Source organism: Ruegeria sp. BC5, assembly GCF_056539205.1.
In genome coordinates, this window is the sequence record NZ_JBQFUN010000001.1 from 1 (window position 1) to 17,180 (window position 17,180).

A 17,180-nucleotide genomic window follows, 5' to 3' on the forward strand; every position below is an offset into this window, starting at 1 on the left:
GCATGTTGTCTTCCTTGCGGACGCCGTACTGCACCGCGTTGAACCACTTGCCCGACTGGTTGGGGCGCGCGCCGTGGGTCAGGTGACCGCCTGCATCCAGGCTCATGCCCAGAATGGTGTCGCCGGGTTGGATCAGCGCCTGGAACACGCCCTGGTTGGCCTGGCTGCCCGAGTTCGGCTGCACGTTGGCGAAGTCACACCCAAACAGCTGCCTGGCGCGGTCGATGGCCAGGTTTTCAGCGATATCAACGAATTGGCAGCCGCCATAATAGCGCCGCCCGGGATAGCCTTCGGCGTATTTGTTGGTCATCACCGAGCCCTGCGCCTCCATCACGGCGGCAGAGACGATGTTCTCGGACGCGATCAGCTCGATCTCGTCGCGCTGGCGGCCCAGCTCAGATGTGATCGAACCAAAAAGCTCAGGGTCACGGTCGGATAGGGATTGGGTGAAAAAACCGGTATCACGAAGATTAGCGTTCATGGGGGCTCCACAGGGCTGGGTAAGAATCTTGCGGATTTCCTATCGGAAACGATTCATATGCAAAAGCTGTAAAGCGACGATTTGGCCCGCTACGGCGTCAAGTCTGGCCTATTGGGGAAAGGTATGTTTGTTTCGGAACCAAATGTACAACACCGGAAACCGGAAAAGATGACAAAGAGAATCGCCTTTCTCGCAAGCGACGTCAAAGTGGCGCAATCTGCACGGGAAAGCCTTGTGAAACGGTATGGCAATGCAGCGCCCCGAGATGCGGATGTAGTGGTCGCGTTGGGGGGCGATGGATTCATGTTGCACACACTGCACAACATGCAGCATCTGGACACGCCCGTTTATGGGATGAATCGCGGCACCATCGGGTTCTTGATGAATGAATTCCACAAGGACGATCTGTTGGACCGTTTGGCAGCGGCTGAAGAAGAGGTGATCAACCCGCTGGCGATGCAGGCCATGGATCAATCCGGCAAAATGCACGAAGCGCTTGCGATCAACGAGGTATCGCTGCTGCGGGCCGGCCCGCAGGCCGCGCGTTTGAAGATCAGTGTCGATGGTCGGGTTCGGATGGATGAGTTGGTCTGCGATGGGGCGTTGCTGTCTACGCCCGCCGGATCAACGGCTTACAACTATTCGGCGCACGGGCCGATATTGCCTATTGGGTCGGATGTTCTGGCTTTGACGGCGATTGCCGCGTTCCGTCCACGCCGTTGGCGTGGGGCCCTGTTGCCCAAGATCGCGAAGGTTCGTTTCGACGTGCTGGACGCGGATAAACGTCCAGTCATGGCTGACGCGGATTCTGTTTCCTTTCCGGATATAGACTGGGTTGAGATTCGCTCGGAACCCACAATCCAACACCGTATTCTCTTCGATCCCGGGCACGGATTAGAAGAGCGTTTGATCTCGGAGCAGTTCACCTGATCTCTCAAAAGTGAACTTTTTCGAACTTGTGTGATCCAGTTCACAGGCGTTTGACTCACCCTTTGGTAATCTTAACTTGCCCGGAGAACACGCCAAGGTGGGAGTGAGTGGCCACCAGACGGCGTTTTCGAATGATTGCGCAGTTTTCGCGCCGGCGAGGGTAGGTGGTGCTACGCTCGTTGTCAGATTTCCGGGCTTATTTAAGCAAGCGGACCTCGGGTACAAGAACCCGGGGTCTATTTTCGTGATTGAGCGTATTCAAGCGCGTTCTTCCATATTTTGCCATAGCGGCAGGCACATATGACCCACGCGCGCTTCGATCGCGGCGGCGGCGTCAACTGCCATGTCCTCGCGCCACTGACGCGCAGCGATCTGGATATTGATCGGTTGCGGCCCTTGCGGCAATTCGGCCAGACGCGCGGGCACACTAGCGGCAGGAAGCCCAAGGAAGTTCATTGCGTAGGAATAGACCGCACAACCCAGAACCTCATGCACGCCTTCTGGCCCTTCGGTGTCCCGGTCAGGTTTGAAGAAGGGCTGCGGCAGGAAGGGTGACAGGACCAAAGGGTAATCCTGCATGAACAACGACCATTCCCGCGCATAGTGGCTGCGTTTTGCCATCACCTGCAGCAGTTCGGTGCCGAGAATGGGCGGAAACTCCTGAAAATAAACGTCAAAGATATTACGTATGGTTTCAGATCCGGCGGCCTCGATATCGCTTTTCAAAAGGGTCAAAACTTCGCCCATCAGCGCACGGTACCCGGTTCGGCCACAGTCGAATACGTCCGGCGGCGAGACCTCTTCCACCTGATAGCCCGCGTCATTCAGCGCATCGCGCGCGGTGTCAAGGGCCCTGTCGACCTCGGGATGCAGCGCATAGCCAAAGGTGTCTTTGGTGAAGGCTACCTTGATAGGGCCATCCATCGGCGCACCGCGCCAAGGCATCGGGACGTGAAACGGATCACGCGGGTCTGCTGCAATCAGGCTGGGCATCGACAGGTGAAGGTCGGCAGCAGAGCGAGTGATCAGCCCTTGTACTGACATGGATTGCGCCAATAATCCGCGCTCGGTTTGTTGGCTTGGGTTCCAGGCAGGCACGCGGCCCAGGCCGGGCTTTACGGTAACTGCACCGTTGGCGGCGGCTGGAAACCGCAAGCTGCCGCCAATGTCGTTGCCATGCGCCAACGCCCCGATCCCGGCCATTACGGCAGCCCCTGCGCCCCCTGACGAGCCGCCGGGCGAGATGTGCCGACCCCAGGGGTTCTGCGTGCGCCCATGCAGCGGGTTGTCTGTGTCAGCGCGAAACGAGAACTCGGGCGTGTTGGTGCGCCCGAACACCACCGCCCCGGCGTTTTGCAGGTTACGGACAATCGGCGCATCATCAGGCGCAATCACGTCTTTCAAGGCCACAACGCCATTTGAGGTGGCATGGCCTTTTTGATCGACATTGATTTTTATTGTGACTGGCACCCCGTGCAGCGGACCGGTTTGTGCGCCCTGTGTCCGCTTCTGATCAAGGGCGCGTGCGCGCTCCAACGCCTCGGCGCTCAAGTCCTCGACCACTGCGTTCAGGCCGGGGTTGGCCTGATGCATTCTGTCAACGGAGCTTTGCACCGCGTCCTCGGCGCTCAGATCCCCACTGCGGGTCAGGGCGGTCAGGTCGGTGGCGGTCAGACGCCAGATGTCTGTATGTGTCATGGGGCCTCACTGTCTTGAGCAGACAGTAGGGGCCTTGTGTCCGGTTGCAAGGGAAAGCCGTGCAGCGGGCGACCAAAGGCCGCCCGAGGCTTGTCTACTGCGCAAAGCCGATGGATTTCAAAGCCACGGTGATTTCGTCCAGAATGGCCGGATCATCGATAGTTGCGGGCATTTTGAATTCCTTGCTGTCGGCAATCGACACCATAGTCCCGCGCAGAATTTTTCCGGATCGGGTCTTGGGCAGGCGATCCACCACAACGGCTTGTTTAAATGCAGCCACCGGGCCGATCTTTTCGCGCACCAGCTTGACCACATCCTGCACCACCTCGCCGTGGTCGCGATCGCAACCCGCGTTGAGACACAAGAAGCCTACTGGCATCTGACCCTTGAGTTGATCTGAAACACCGATCACTGCGCATTCGGCGACGTCAGGGTGGGCGGCCAGAACCTCTTCCATCCCGCCAGTAGACAGGCGGTGACCGGCCACGTTAATCACGTCATCGGTGCGCGCCATGATGTAGAGGTATCCTTCCTCATCAATCATGCCCGCATCGCCGGTTTCATAGTAGCCGGGGAATTGGTTGAGGTACGAGCTTTTGAACCGCTCTTTCGCATTCCACAGGGTTGGTAGCGTACCCGGGGGTAGCGGCAGCTTCACAGCAATCGCACCCAGTTCGCCGGGCTTCATCGGATGGCCACCTTCGTCCAGAATCTGCACGTCATAACCCGGCATCGGCTTGGCGGGAGACCCTAGCTTGACCGGCAATTCTTCGATCCCCAGCGGGTTTCCGGCAATAGTCCAGCCAGTTTCGGTTTGCCACCAGTGGTCGATCACCGGCACTTTCAGCGCGTCCTGTGCCCACTCGATCGTATCGGGGTCGGCGCGTTCACCGGCCAGAAACAAGGCGCGCAGGTTGGACAGGTCGTATTTTGCGATCAACTCACCCGAGGGATCCTCGCGCTTGACAGCGCGAATGGCGGTAGGGGCGGTGAAGAAGCTTTTGACCTTGTGTTCGGAAATCACCCGCCAGAAGGTGCCCGCATCGGGGGTGCCGACAGGTTTGCCTTCGAATACAATCGTGGTGTTGCCATGGATCAGCGGGGCATAGCAGATATAGGAGTGCCCCACGACCCAACCCACATCCGACGCCGCCCAAAAGACGTCTCCGGGGTCGACGTCATAGATGTTCTTCATCGTCCAGTTCAGTGCCACCAAATGACCGGCGGTGGGGCGCACCACACCCTTGGGTGCGCCGGTAGTGCCCGAGGTATAGAGGATATAGGCCGGATCGTTGCCATCCACAGGCACACATTCCGCAGGTTCGACCCCGTATTGGAAGCCATGCCAGTTAAAGTCACGCCCCTCGATCAGTTGCGCTACTTCCTGCTCACGCTGGAAGACCACGCAGAAATCGGGTTTGTGGCTGGCCATGTCGATAGCACCGTCCAGCAACGGTTTGTAGTGAACCACGCGGCCCGGCTCCATCCCGCAGGACGCGGCGATGATTGCCTTGGGCCTGGAGTCATCGATCCGAACCGCCAGCTCGTTGCTGGCAAAGCCGCCGAACACCACTGAATGCACGGCCCCCAAACGGGCGCAGGCCAGCATCGCCTCAAGCGCTTCGGGGATCATCGGCATGTAGATGATGACCCGGTCGCCTTTTTCGATACCCTTCGCCCGCAATGCCCCTGCCAACGTGGCCACGCGGTTGCGCAGCTCGACATATGAAATCTCGCGCTTGGTGTGGGTGATGGGACTGTCATAGATGACGGCCGTTTGCTCGCCTCGGCCACTTTCGACATGGCGGTCCACCGCATTCCAGCATGTGTTGACCTTGGCATCGCAGAACCATTCATAAAGCGGAGCGTTCTCGTCAAACAGAGCCTTGGTCGGAGATTGAACCCAATCGATCCCTTTGGCGGCCTCCATCCAGAACCCTTCTGGGTCGTTCTTCCAGCTTTCATATACGTCCTGATAGGCCATGGCGCCCTCCTCCAACACAGCTTTTGGAATGTGTTAGGCATCCTTAGCAAACCGGGCAAGCCGTGCAGCAGATGGCGCGTCAGTTTATCGCAAAATATTTGCAACTTCGGTCACATTGCTATGCAAATTTTTGCAAAATACGTGCTTTTGAAAGGTTTGTTGGCAGTCGTTCAGCGGTTTTGCAAATGTGCAAACTCTACCATGCAAATCATGCGCTACGCAGGAATCAACTTGGCTGGCGTTTTGGCGGGGCATAGGGTCGTGTCCCTTGGGCCGTCTCTGGCAAGTACCTAGTATAAAAGACACGGCGACACAGCATCAAGCGACGCGATGGCATCTGCAACATTAGTCGCAATACCATAACGTTTCCTGTGCACCGCGTAGCAATGACAGGGCTCATTTATACTGACCTCCGGTTCGACCGGGGGGGGGCGAACTAGCCGTAATGCGTGACCGGAGTGCCGCCAATCGCGGCCATGTTCAGCAATCCACGCGCGGTGATGGACGGGGTCACGATATGCGCCTTGTTCCCCATGCCCATCAGAATCGGCCCGACCTCAAGCCCGTCGGCTTTCATCTTCAGAATATTGCGCACGCCACTGGCCGCATCCGCATGAGCAAAAATCAACACGTTTGCGGCACCTTCTAGACGTGAGTTCGGGAAGATCCGCTCGCGCAGTTCCGGATCCAAAGCAGTGTCCAGGTTCATCTCGCCCTCATAGATGAAATCGCGGGGTTCGCTGTCCAGGATCGCAATGGCATCGCGCAGTCGCCTGCCGGACCCTTCGGCCTGATTGCCGAATTGCGATTGTGAGCAGAAGGCGATCTTGGGCTCGATTCCGAAACGGCGCACATGGCGGGCCGCGCCTATTGTGGTCTCGGCCAGTTCTTCAGGGGTGGGCAGTTGCCGCACATGGGTGTCTGCGATGAACAGGGGGCCATCTTCCAGGATCATCAGCGACAGGGCGCCATGGGGGCGCAAGTCGCCATCGTTGAGAACCTGCTCCACGTAGTTCAAATGCCAGCGGAATTCGCCGAACGTGCCGCAGATCATGCTGTCGGCTTCGTCGCGATGCACCATGATGGCCCCGATGGCCGTGTTGTTGGTGCGCATGATCGCCTTGGCCTGATCTGGGGTGACGCCGCGGCGTTGCATGATCTGGTGGTACGAGGACCAATAGTCGTAATAGCGCGGGTCGTCATGTGGGTTGACGATCTGAAAGTCTTGACCCGGACGTACCGCCAGCCCCAGCCGTTCACAACGAGTCTCGATCACTTCGGGGCGGCCAATCAGGATCGGGGTTTCGGTGGTTTCCTCAAGAATGGCCTGGGCCGCGCGCAGCACCCGCTCGTCCTCGCCCTCGGCAAAGACGATCCGGCGCGAGGCGACCGATGCGGCCTCAAAGACCGGGCGCATCAGCAGGGCGGACTTGAACACGGATTGGTTCAGGCGCTCTTTGTACGCTTCGAGATCGGCGATCGGGCGCTTGGCCACGCCACTTTCCATCGCAGCTTTGGCAACGGCCGAAGAGACCACACCAACAAGGCGGGGGTCGAAGGGCTTCGGGATCAGGTAATCCGGCCCGAATGTCAGCTGCTCGCCCTTATAAGCTGCTGCGGCTTCGGCGCTGGTCGTAGCGCGGGCCATTTCCGCGATACCCTCTACGCAGGCAATTTGCATCTCGTCATTGATCTCGGTCGCGCCTACATCCAAGGCACCGCGGAAGATGAATGGGAAACACAGAACATTGTTGACCTGATTGGGAAAGTCGCTGCGCCCGGTGGCGATAATAGCATCCGGGGCCACCTCGCGCGCGGCTTGTGGCAAGATTTCCGGTGTCGGGTTCGCCAATGCGAAAATGATCGGGCGCTTGGCCATTTTTTCGACCATTTCAGGCTTAAGGACGTTAGGGCCGCTAAGGCCAAGGAACAGGTCGGCGTCACCGATCACGTCGTCCAGAGTGCGCAGGTCGGATTTCTGGGCGAATTGATCCTTATGCGGATTCATATCTTCGGCGCGGCCCTCATAGACCAGCCCATGAATGTCACACAGCCAGATGTTCTCGCGCTTTACGCCCAGTTTGACCAGCATGCTAAGGCACGCGATCCCTGCCGCTCCACCGCCGGTCGAGACAACCTTGATGTCCTCGAATTTCTTCCCTGAAACGTGCAGTGCGTTTCTGGCAGCGGCGCCTACCACGATGGCGGTGCCGTGCTGATCGTCGTGAAAGACCGGAATGTTCATCCGCTCACGGCACAGCTTCTCGACGGTAAAGCAATCGGGTGCCTTGATATCTTCCAGATTGATGGCGCCAAAGGTCGGTTCCAGCGCGCAAACGATATCGGCCAGCTTTTCAGGGTCGGGCTGATCGACCTCAATATCAAAACAGTCGATCCCGGCGAATTTCTTGAACAGAACGGCCTTGCCTTCCATCACCGGCTTGGATGCCAGCGCGCCGATATTGCCCAACCCCAGAACCGCTGTCCCGTTCGAGACGACCGCCACCAGATTGCCGCGTGCCGTATAGTGTTCGGCCTCAGCCGCGTCAGCCTTAATCTCAAGGCAGGCCTCGGCCACGCCAGGGGAATACGCACGGGCCAGATCACGGCCGTTTGCCATGGGTTTTGTCGCCTTGATCTCCAACTTTCCGGGCTTTGGATAGGCATGGTAATCAAGCGCGGCCTGCCGCAGGCTGGGTGTGTCGGACATGGCGTCTCAGCTCCGTTTTCAAATTTGATTTAGCCTTAAACTATTTTTTTCTGCTTGGCTACGTTGTGCGACTTAATTCGGCAAACAAGGCCGTTTTTTCGCTGTGGTTGCTTTCCGTAGAAAAAGACTTAAACTCCCGCGACTTTCGAACACACCCCCTTCTGGACCGAGAATAACAGCATGCGCTCTAAAGAAAACGGCGAGGTTGATAAGACTTTATCGCTGAATACCGGCAAGTTTGGAACTGAACATTTCGCGTTTCGCGCGGCCCTTGTTCTGGCCGTGTTGGTATTGTGTGCGATTTCAGTTTGGCCGAGGCAGGCCGAGGCATTCAACCAGGAAGGCGGTCTGATCGAAACGGGTTCGGCCGCGGCATTGCTGGTGGCTGGTATCGCCGCATTGGTACGGTATCGCGGGATCAGCCGGTTATACATCGGCGTGGTTCTGCTGCTGTTGGCGGAACGAGAGCTTGAGGCTGATATTTATGCCGTAGACAGTGTTCCGTACTTCATTCTGCACGGGATGGATGTTCTTCTGGATATGACGATTGTGCGTGTAATTCTGGCGGTTATCGTGCTGGGCGGGGTCGTCTGGCATGGAGTGCCAAATGGGTGGCGGGCACTAAAAGAACGGGCGCCATTTCTGCTGGTGTTCTTTCTGGCGGGTATGTGTGCCGTCGTGGCGCAGGGTCTGGAAGAGGTCAGCAGCGCCTTGGGTGACCAGATGACGACCATCATGGCAACTCGCCTATTCGTGCTGGAAGAAACGCTGGAGATGTTCTTTTCGATTGGCATTTTGGCCGCCGTTCTGATCGGATGGCCAAAATCCAAACCCGATGGAACATCAGATGAGCAAATCCCAAACTCGGACATGCGCTGAAATCCGCCTGCCCACGCAGGAACTGCGCAATGACATCCCGTTTTATACAAAGGTTCTGGGGATGCGGATGGACATGATCTATCCCGCCGACGATCCGCGCACCGCCGTGTTTTCCGGCCACGGCCTGCGTGTGCGGATCGAAAAAGACGCGCCCGAGTCCCCCGGCACGTTGCGCATCCTGACAGACAACCCGGATGAATTTGCAGGTGGCCAGCGCAATCTGGTGGCCCCGAACGGCACACGGATCGAGATTGTTGAGTTGAACCCGCCAATGGTCATGCCGGAAACGGTGCATTCTTTCGTGGTGCGCAGGCTCAAGGATCAGGCCCCGTGGATCATCGGGCGGGCCGGAATGCACTACCGTGATTTGGTGCCAGACCGGTTGGGCGGATCGATCATCGCCAGCCATATCCGCATTCCTGACGGCGGGCCAGTGCCGGACATGGTGCATTTTCACAAGGTCGGTTTTCAGCTGATTTTCTGCATCCACGGATGGGTGGATGTGGTTTATGAGGATCAAGGCGACAAGATGCGCCTGACCGCGGGCGATTGCTTTATCCAGCCGCCTGAAATCCGCCACCGCGTGCTTGAGGCCTCGGACAATGTGCAGGTGATCGAAATTGGTGTCCCCGCAGAACACGTCACCGAAATTGATCATGAAATGGACCTGCCCACGCCCCATTACCGCCCTGACCGGGAATGGCAGGGTCAACGGTTTGTCTTCAATCAGGCCGAAGGGGCCGAATGGGCCCCGTTCCGCCTGCCGGGTTTTATCTGCCGCGACACAACGATTGCCGAGAACACCAAAGGCGTTGCCGGGGTGCAGGTCGTGCGCAAGGGGCAGGGTGATCCGGTTTGGGCTGCACACAACACCGATATCCATTTTACCTTTGTCATGGGGGGCGAGGTCACGTTGGAGGGCGAAGGCCGTAATCCCTATCGGCTGGAGCAGGGCGACGCCTTTGTCATCCCACCCGGCATGCGCACACGTCTGTCCGACCCGTCCGAGGATATTGAACTGCTTGAGGTCACCTTGCCCGGTACGTTCAACACAACGCTGGACTAAGAGTATTTTGGCCCAGGAATCTGCTGTCCGGGGCTTCAACTCCCCGGTCGGTTTCATTTAGGGTATGACTTTCTGACCAGATGATCAAAAATTGGGGAATCGCCATGACTTTGAAAGATGCAGCACTGTCTGTCCGGGAAAAAGCCTATGCGCCCTATTCCAATTTCAAGGTTGGCGCAGCGATCCGAGCAGCGTCGGGCCAGGTATTTGCAGGCTGTAACGTCGAAAACGTAGCCTATCCCGAAGGCACCTGCGCCGAGGCTGGTGCCATCGCTGCTATGGTCGCGGCAGGCGAACAGGAATTGACCGAAGTCTACGTGGTTGCCTCCTCGCCGCAGCCGGTGCCGCCCTGTGGGGGGTGCCGACAGAAACTGGCCGAGTTCGGCAAGCGTGACGTCAAGGTGACCTTGGCCAGCGTCGATGGCGCCGAACTGGAAACCACCATCGGTGACCTTCTGCCGGGTGCATTTGACGCCTCGCACATGGCGGATGTCTGAGGCTATGGATGCCCGTTCGATCATTGCCAAGTTGCGCCGCGAACAAGTGCCCAGCGCGGAGGAACTGACCTGGTTCGCGCAGGGCCTTGCCGACGGTGGTGTCAGCGACGCGCAGGCCGGGGCCTTTGCCATGGCCGTCTGCATGGGTGGGCTGGGCGCGCAGGGCCGCGCCGATCTGACGGTGGCGATGCGGGACAGCGGAGACGTTCTAAGCTGGGATTTCGATGGCCCGGTAATCGACAAACACTCGACCGGAGGGGTCGGCGACAGCGTCAGTTTGGTGCTGGCCCCAGCGCTGGCCGAATTGGGGGCTTTTGTCCCGATGATCTCAGGCCGTGGGTTGGGTCATACCGGCGGTACGCTGGACAAGCTTGAGGCCATTCCGGGCGTCAGTACCCAGATCGGGCAGGATCGTCTGACCCAGATCCTGCGCGATACCGGCGCGGCCATTGTCGGCGCGACCGGGCAGATCGCGCCTGCGGACAAACGGCTTTATGCGATCCGCGACGTAACGGCGACGGTGGAAAGCCTGGACCTGATCACCGCGTCGATCTTGTCCAAGAAACTGGCGGCGAGCCCCGAAGCTTTGGTGCTGGACGTCAAGGTGGGCAGCGGCGCGTTCATGAAAACGCTGGAAGACGCCCGCAAGCTGGCAAAGGCCCTGACGGAAACTGCAAATGCAGCAGGGTGCCGGACGTCGGCGGTGATTACGGACATGCACCAACCTTTGGCTCCGGCGCTGGGCAATGCGTTGGAAGTGGCCGAGGTGATGAATGTCCTGACCCACGACCATTACGCTCCATTGGCTGAAATTTCGGCGGAACTGGGCGGGGTTTTGCTGGCCGATGCCGGTATGTTCGCAACCGCCGATGAGGGGCGCGACAAGATCACCGGTGTGATCCGCGATGGCCGTGTGGCAGAACGGTTCGGCCGTATGATGGCCGCCGTGGGCGGGCCGCTACAGTTTGTAGACAACTGGTCACGCTACCTGCCCGAAGCAAGCGTGATCCTTGAAATTCCGGCACCGGATGCGGGCTACATTGCGGCAATCGACGGTGAGGCGCTGGGCCTCGCCGTGGTCGCCTTGGGTGGTGGGCGGCAGGTCGAAGACGACGTCATCGACCCCGCGGTTGGCCTGTCGGGCATTGTTCGTCTGGGGGACAAGGTCGACAAAGGCACCCCCTTGGCCGTGATCCACGCAGCCCGCGAAGACGCGGCACGACAGGCGGCCGACACGGTCCTGCGGGCCATCACGATAGGCAAAGACACAGCCATGACCCCAACGCTTGTGCATGAAAGGATCAGGCCGTGACCCGTGCCTTTCTGGTGGTGATGGACTCGGTGGGCATCGGCGGCGCGCCGGATGCGGACCGCTTTTTTAACGGAGAAACCCCCGATACCGGGACCAACACGCTGGCCCACATAACTCAGGCCTGTGCTGACGGACGGGCAGAAGACGGTCGCACAGGGCCATTGCACCTGCCCAATCTGGATGCGCTGGGCTTGGGGGCCGCGACGCGCCTAGCCTCGGGTGCAGAGACACCCGGTTTGCACGCTGTACCAAAGGGCTTATGGGGCTGCGCACGTGAACATTCTCTGGGCAAGGATACACCCTCGGGTCATTGGGAGCTGGCCGGGTTGCCGGTGCCGTGGGATTGGCACTATTTCCCGGATACAACGCCGTCATTCCCACCTGATTTAGCGCGTGCCGCCGCCGCGGCCGCCGGAACCGGCGGCATTCTAGGTGATTGTCATGCATCTGGCACGGCGATTATCGCCGAACTGGGGGCCGAGCATATGCGGACCGGTTGGCCGATCTGCTACACCTCGGCCGACAGCGTGTTTCAAATCGCGGCGCACGAGGAAAGCTTTGGCCTCGACCGTTTGCTGGAGATGTGCAAGGCGCTGGCACCCCGTCTGCACGAAATGAAAGTTGGGCGCGTTATCGCGCGACCCTTCGTCGGATCGCCAGAAGACGGGTTCACCCGCACCACTAACCGCAGGGATTTCGCCATCCTACCACCCGCGCCGGTTCTGACCAACTGGGCACAAGATGCCGGTCGGCGCGTGCATGCGGTGGGTAAGATAGGTGACATTTTCTCGATGCAGGGGATCGACACTTTACGTAAGGGCTCGGATGCCGAATTGATGGGGCATTTGTCCGATCTGGTTGATGACGCCGAAGAGGGCAGCCTGACATTCGCCAATTTCGTTGAGTTCGACAGCCTCTATGGCCACCGTCGCGACATCAGCGGGTATGCCCGCGCGCTTGAATGGTTCGACCGTGAAATCGGCTTGATCCTGCAAAAGCTGCGCCCCGGAGATCTGATGCTGCTGACCGCTGATCACGGTAACGATCCCAGTTGGATCGGCACGGACCACACGCGCGAACAAGTGCCTGTTCTGATCGCAGGGCAAGGTGCAGGCCGGATTGGTGCGATCAATTTCGCCGACGTCGCCGCTAGCATTGCACACCACCTGAATATTCCGGCACAGGGGCCAGGGAAGAGTTTTCTATGACCGTCGCAGACTTGCCAAAGATCGAGCTACACCTGCATCACGAAGGCGCGGCCCCGCCCGCCTTTATACGCCAGTTGGCGCATGAAAAGCGCATAGACCTGAGCGGAATTTTCAAGCCGGACGGTAGCTATGACTTCCGCGATTTCGCCCATTTTCTCAGCGTCTATGAGGCCGCTTGCGAAGTATTGAAAACGCCCGAGGATTTCCGCCGTCTCACCCTCGCGATCCTCGAAGAAAGCGCGGCGAATGGTGTAGTGTATTCCGAAACCTTCCTGAGTCCTGATTTCTGCGGTGGCGGGGATTTGGATGCTTGGCGCGATTACCTGAGTGCTATTCAGGACGCGGCGGACGAGGCTGAGCGCAAGTTCGACATCACCTTGCGTGGCGTCGTCACCTGTGTCCGCCATTTTGGGCCGGAGCAGGCCAAGATCAGCGCTCATTGCGCTGCAGAAACCGCCGGAGATTGGATTACGGGTTTCGGCATGGGTGGTAACGAGTCTATTGGCACGCAGAGCGATTACAAATGGGCCTTTGACTGCGCGCGCGAGGCCGGGTTGCGCCTGACCACCCACGCCGGAGAGTTCGGCGGCCCCAAGAGCGTGCGCGATGCGATCCGCGATCTGGGGGTGGAACGGATCGGTCACGGTGTCCGTGCCATCGAAGACCCGGACCTGATCCGCGAACTGGTCGACCGCGAGGTTACGCTCGAGGTTTGCCCAGGTTCAAATGTGGTTCTGGGCCTGTTTCCCGGATTTGACGCTCACCCGATTGCGAAACTGCGCGATGCTGGCGTCAAAGTCACCGTTTCCACCGATGACCCGCCGTTTTTCCATACCACCATGCGGCGTGAATATGAGATGCTGGGCAAAGCCTTCGGTTGGGAGGCCGAGGACTTTGCCGCCCTGAACGACACGGCCCTTGCGGCTGCCTTTTGCGATGATGACACCCGCGCGCGGGTCAAGAAAAGACTGGAGAGATCATGAGCGAACACCTGACCGTCGTTGACCACCCGCTGGTGCAGCACAAACTGACGCTCATGCGGGACAAGGGCACGTCCACTGCCGTGTTCCGCCAATTGCTGCGTGAGATCACATTGCTGCTGGCCTATGAGGTCACGCGCGAGCTGAAGCTGACCACACGCCACATCGAAACCCCGATGGAGGAGATGGACGCCCCCATTCTGGCCGGCAAGAAACTGGCGCTGGTGTCGATCCTGCGCGCCGGGAACGGGATGCTGGACGGGGTGTTGGAATTGATACCCTCGGCCCGCGTTGGGTTTGTTGGTCTCTACCGGGATGAGGAAACGCTGAAACCGGTACAGTACTACTTCAAAGCCCCCGAAGGGCTGAAGGACCGTCTGGTCATCGCCGTTGACCCGATGCTGGCTACCGGCAACAGCTCGGCCGCAGCGATTGATCTGCTGAAAGAGGCCGGGGCCACCGATATCCGGTTCCTGTGCCTGCTGGCCGCACCAGAAGGCGTGGAGCGCATGAAAGAAGCCCACCCGGATGTCAAAATTGTCACCGCGGCATTGGATCGGGAATTGAATTCAAAAGGCTATATCATGCCTGGTCTCGGCGATGCGGGTGACCGGATGTTTGGCACCAAGTAAGCTATTCGCCGCAGATATTTTGTAGCCGGACCCAATCGCGGTCCGGCAGTACCTGTTGCAAGGGGCGGCCCGCCATCGGGTCGGCCTCGATCAGGCCCAGAACCGTCTCACCCGTGACATCCACGGCATAGGCGTATGGTGTCGACGGTAGCGCGGCCTGGGCGAACACTTCTAACAGATCATCCTCGGGCAGGGACGGGCGGGGTTCGGACAGAACCTGTTCGGTGTAAGCGTCGATATTCGCCGGCGTCAGCTCTCCGGTCGTCAACAAGCGGAAAGCCGTTGTGGCGCCGGTGCGGTCCAGCAGATCATCCAACGGGTCCTGCGCCTGCGTGCGGGCACGTTCGGCGATGACGTAGCCAGCTGCGACCGATGGGTCCTCGTGATCTTCGACCAGCGCCCGGTTCAGCAAAACGATCCCACCCGGCAGGCTAAGGCTTGTCTGCACGCCTGCGGGCAGAATGACGATTTTCCGAACGCCGGTGCGCGCGGCCAACTGATCAAGCGCTGCCTGCGCATCTTCGGAAGTACAGGCCCGACCCGAGACCCGCTCGATCCGCTGCAGGATGGTATTCCCGATATCCGCGCGTTTGATGTCAGGCACAACCGAGACGACATGGTTTTGCAGCGCAGCCGGCATCCAAAGCAGCAACAGCGCGGCAACGGCGGCCACCACACCTGCAACACTGAGCCAACGCAACCGGCCGGGATGCGGTCGCGCCCGGTCGATGGCGCGCTGCAGGCGGTCGATGGCCTCGATCATCGTGGTCTCGGCTTCCTCCAGCTCCAGCGTTTCGTCCGGGTCACCGTCGGGGTTGAACAGGGCCGGAAAATCGCCGGGGTTCTGGCGCACCAACGCGGCCAGGGACCAATGAGTCAGCGCCTGTTCGTTGAAGTCCGAGATCGTCAGCGTGGCCTCACCAATCGACACCACCACCTCGCGCCGCTGCACATCGGGCGAGGGACGCCACAGACCGGTCGCTTCGATCCGCTGGTACTGTTTAAGTGCTGTCTTCAAGGTGAGGAATGCTCGTACTTATTTTGTTTCAGCTTAGCATGGTAAAATCCAAAGGCGCAAACCTGTTGCGCGCCGATTTGTAATTGTGCTGTATATCGCGACGCGCGGCAGATCAGAGTGTCACGCACCACTTTGCTACTGGGGTGCAAAATGCAGGCAGATACTCAGACCTCACCGATATTGGCCTCGGTCCTGATGGTCAGCGCCATGGCGATCCTTGGGGTCATCGACAACGTGGTGATCTTGTTGGCCGAAACGATCGGCCTGTGGCAGTTCCACCTGATCCGCGCCCTGATGATGCTGCCTCTGATCGTCGTCCTGTCTTTGTTGGGAATGGGCAGCTTGCGCCCGCGGCGGTTGGGGCCAGTTATTCTGCGCAGTGTACTGATCACACTGGCGATGCTGTTCTACTTCGCCTCACTGGCGTTGATGCCGATTGCGCAGGCACTGGCGGGCCTGTTCACATCCCCGATTTTTGTGATGTTGATCTCGGCACTGGCAATGGGGCAGAGGATCGGCCCCTGGCGCATTCTGGCAGTTGTGATCGGGTTCTCGGGGACCTTGTGCGTATTGCAACTCAACCCTTATGAGTTTGACGCCAAGACGCTGCTACCAGTGGCCGGAGGGTTATTTTATGCCCTCAGTTCCCTCGTCACACGCAGCCACTGCGCACAGGAAAGCACGGTCGCCCTGTTGGCGGCCATGATTATCACGCTTGGGCTTGCTGGGGCGATTGGGTTGGCTGTGTTCTCGTTCGTGCCACATTCCTTCCCCGACGGGTTCGTGACGCGCGGTATGGTCTGGCAGATGCAACCCGCGTTGATCTGGGTCGTCATACAGGCGGTCGGCTCAACCATTGCAGTCTTCATGTTGATCAAATCCTATCAGATCGGTGAGACCTCTTATGTAGCTGTGTTCGAATATTCGGTGATGATTTTCGGCCCGCTATTCGCCTGGGTGGCACTGAATCAGACGATTGGTGTCATGCAAATTTTGGGGATTGGCTTGATCGCGGCAGCGGGAGCGTTGCTGGGCTGGCGCTCAAAGCGCGCGGCCGCGGTGGGAGAGGCAGCGTGATCATCTCGCGCGGGCGCGGCTATGTGTTCGTCCATATTCCCAAAACTGGCGGCACGTCTTTGGCACAGGCGCTGGAAGCACGGGCAATGAAGGATGACATCCTGATCGGGGATACGCCCAAAGCTGTGAAGCGCCGCAAACGGGCCAAGGCGCTGAAGGGCAGGGGACGGTTATGGAAACATTCGACCCTGACCGATATTGACGGAGTTCTGTCGGTCCAGGAGTTGCAGTCGCTGACCACATTCACCATGGTGCGCAACCCGTGGGACCGGATCGTCAGCTATTATCACTGGCTGCGCGTGCAAGGTTTTGACCACCCAGCGGTTTCGCTGGCAAAGGCTCTGACTTTTGACCAGTTTGTCTTGCACCCCGATACGACGCAGCCATTCCGACAGAGCCCGGCGCGGCACTATATGACCCGTGCGGATGGAGTCGAACAATGCCGGTTCTACATTCGGCTGGAATACTTCGATCAGGACGCGGCCCCATTGTTCGACCATTTGGGTTTTCACCTAAGCTTACCCAGGCTCAATCGATCCGAGCGATTGGAAGATTACCGCGAGTATTATTCGGATCAGACCGCCAATGCTGTGGCCGAAGCCTGTGCTGAAGACATCGCTAGATTCGGCTATGCATTTGATGCGATTGACCGCGCATAGTTTCCAATTCGAGCCCAATTTTATTAATTTTCGCGGTGTTGTTTGGATG

The 17,180-nt window shown here is 59.0% G+C and carries 15 protein-coding genes; 10 read left to right on the forward strand and 5 right to left on the reverse strand.

Translation table 11 applies throughout. The features are described 5' to 3' along the window. A partial coding sequence (locus ACR0LY_RS00005; RefSeq protein WP_480567104.1) for a PLP-dependent aminotransferase family protein occupies nucleotides 1–481 on the reverse strand: 481 nt, incomplete at its 3' end. A 168-nt stretch (nucleotides 482–649) separates the two neighbouring features. On the opposite strand from ACR0LY_RS00005, the gene ACR0LY_RS00010 reads away from it, so the two are divergent. Continuing rightward, nucleotides 650–1,411 (forward strand): NAD kinase, encoded by a 762-nt coding sequence (locus ACR0LY_RS00010; protein ID WP_226688238.1) that lies wholly within the window; start codon nucleotides 650–652, stop codon nucleotides 1,409–1,411. Between the two features lie 258 nt (nucleotides 1,412–1,669). Here the strand turns inward: ACR0LY_RS00010 and ACR0LY_RS00015 are convergent, their stop codons facing one another. From ACR0LY_RS00015 to ACR0LY_RS00025, 3 genes are all read right to left on the reverse strand, one after another. Continuing rightward, nucleotides 1,670–3,109, reverse strand: a complete 1,440-nt coding sequence (locus tag ACR0LY_RS00015; protein WP_170349325.1) for an amidase family protein — start codon at nucleotides 3,107–3,109, stop codon at nucleotides 1,670–1,672. Nucleotides 3,110–3,203: 94 nt separating this feature from the next. Next, nucleotides 3,204–5,093: a propionate-CoA ligase PrpE gene (gene prpE / locus ACR0LY_RS00020; RefSeq protein WP_170349323.1), complete on the reverse strand. Its 1,890-nt coding sequence runs from the start codon at nucleotides 5,091–5,093 to the stop codon at nucleotides 3,204–3,206. Nucleotides 5,094–5,529: 436 nt separating this feature from the next. Then, entirely contained in the window at nucleotides 5,530–7,803 is a 2,274-nt protein-coding gene (locus tag ACR0LY_RS00025) for an NADP-dependent malic enzyme (RefSeq protein ID WP_170349321.1), read from the reverse strand. Between the two features lie 180 nt (nucleotides 7,804–7,983). Between ACR0LY_RS00025 and ACR0LY_RS00030 the strand changes: the two genes are divergently transcribed. The 7 genes from ACR0LY_RS00030 (at nucleotide 7,984) to upp (ending at nucleotide 14,377) form a co-directional block, all read left to right on the forward strand. Next, nucleotides 7,984–8,682: a hypothetical protein gene (locus ACR0LY_RS00030; protein WP_170349320.1), complete on the forward strand. Its 699-nt coding sequence runs from the start codon at nucleotides 7,984–7,986 to the stop codon at nucleotides 8,680–8,682. After that, nucleotides 8,651–9,748 (forward strand): cupin domain-containing protein, encoded by a 1,098-nt coding sequence (locus tag ACR0LY_RS00035; protein ID WP_170349318.1) that lies wholly within the window; start codon nucleotides 8,651–8,653, stop codon nucleotides 9,746–9,748. The genes ACR0LY_RS00030 and ACR0LY_RS00035 overlap by 32 nt, the downstream gene beginning before the upstream one ends. A 104-nt stretch (nucleotides 9,749–9,852) precedes the next feature. Then, nucleotides 9,853–10,245, forward strand: coding sequence for a cytidine deaminase (locus ACR0LY_RS00040; protein ID WP_170349317.1), 393 nt, complete (start codon nucleotides 9,853–9,855; stop codon nucleotides 10,243–10,245). Nucleotides 10,246–10,249: 4 nt separating this feature from the next. Then, nucleotides 10,250–11,557: a thymidine phosphorylase gene (locus ACR0LY_RS00045; RefSeq protein ID WP_170349444.1), complete on the forward strand. Its 1,308-nt coding sequence runs from the start codon at nucleotides 10,250–10,252 to the stop codon at nucleotides 11,555–11,557. After that, on the forward strand, nucleotides 11,554–12,765 hold the full coding sequence (locus ACR0LY_RS00050; RefSeq protein WP_170349316.1) for a phosphopentomutase: 1,212 nt from the start codon (nucleotides 11,554–11,556) through the stop codon (nucleotides 12,763–12,765). The genes ACR0LY_RS00045 and ACR0LY_RS00050 overlap by 4 nt, the downstream gene beginning before the upstream one ends. Continuing rightward, complete coding sequence (locus ACR0LY_RS00055; RefSeq protein ID WP_170349315.1) at nucleotides 12,762–13,748, forward strand: adenosine deaminase; 987 nt, start codon at nucleotides 12,762–12,764, stop codon at nucleotides 13,746–13,748. Before ACR0LY_RS00050 ends, ACR0LY_RS00055 begins: the two co-directional genes overlap by 4 nt. Beyond that, nucleotides 13,745–14,377 (forward strand): uracil phosphoribosyltransferase, encoded by a 633-nt coding sequence (gene upp / locus ACR0LY_RS00060; RefSeq protein ID WP_170349314.1) that lies wholly within the window; start codon nucleotides 13,745–13,747, stop codon nucleotides 14,375–14,377. Before ACR0LY_RS00055 ends, upp begins: the two co-directional genes overlap by 4 nt. Before the next feature lies 1 nt (nucleotide 14,378). On the opposite strand, the gene ACR0LY_RS00065 is transcribed toward upp, so the two are convergent. Beyond that, nucleotides 14,379–15,395, reverse strand: a complete 1,017-nt coding sequence (locus ACR0LY_RS00065; protein WP_170349313.1) for a hypothetical protein — start codon at nucleotides 15,393–15,395, stop codon at nucleotides 14,379–14,381. Between the two features lie 150 nt (nucleotides 15,396–15,545). Between ACR0LY_RS00065 and ACR0LY_RS00070 the strand changes: the two genes are divergently transcribed. Then, a complete protein-coding gene (locus ACR0LY_RS00070; protein ID WP_170349312.1) occupies nucleotides 15,546–16,472 on the forward strand; it encodes a DMT family transporter in 927 nt (308 codons plus the stop codon). Further along, entirely contained in the window at nucleotides 16,469–17,131 is a 663-nt protein-coding gene (locus tag ACR0LY_RS00075; RefSeq protein WP_170349311.1) for a sulfotransferase family 2 domain-containing protein, read from the forward strand. The genes ACR0LY_RS00070 and ACR0LY_RS00075 overlap by 4 nt, the downstream gene beginning before the upstream one ends. The last annotated feature ends 49 nt before the right edge of the window (nucleotides 17,132–17,180 follow it).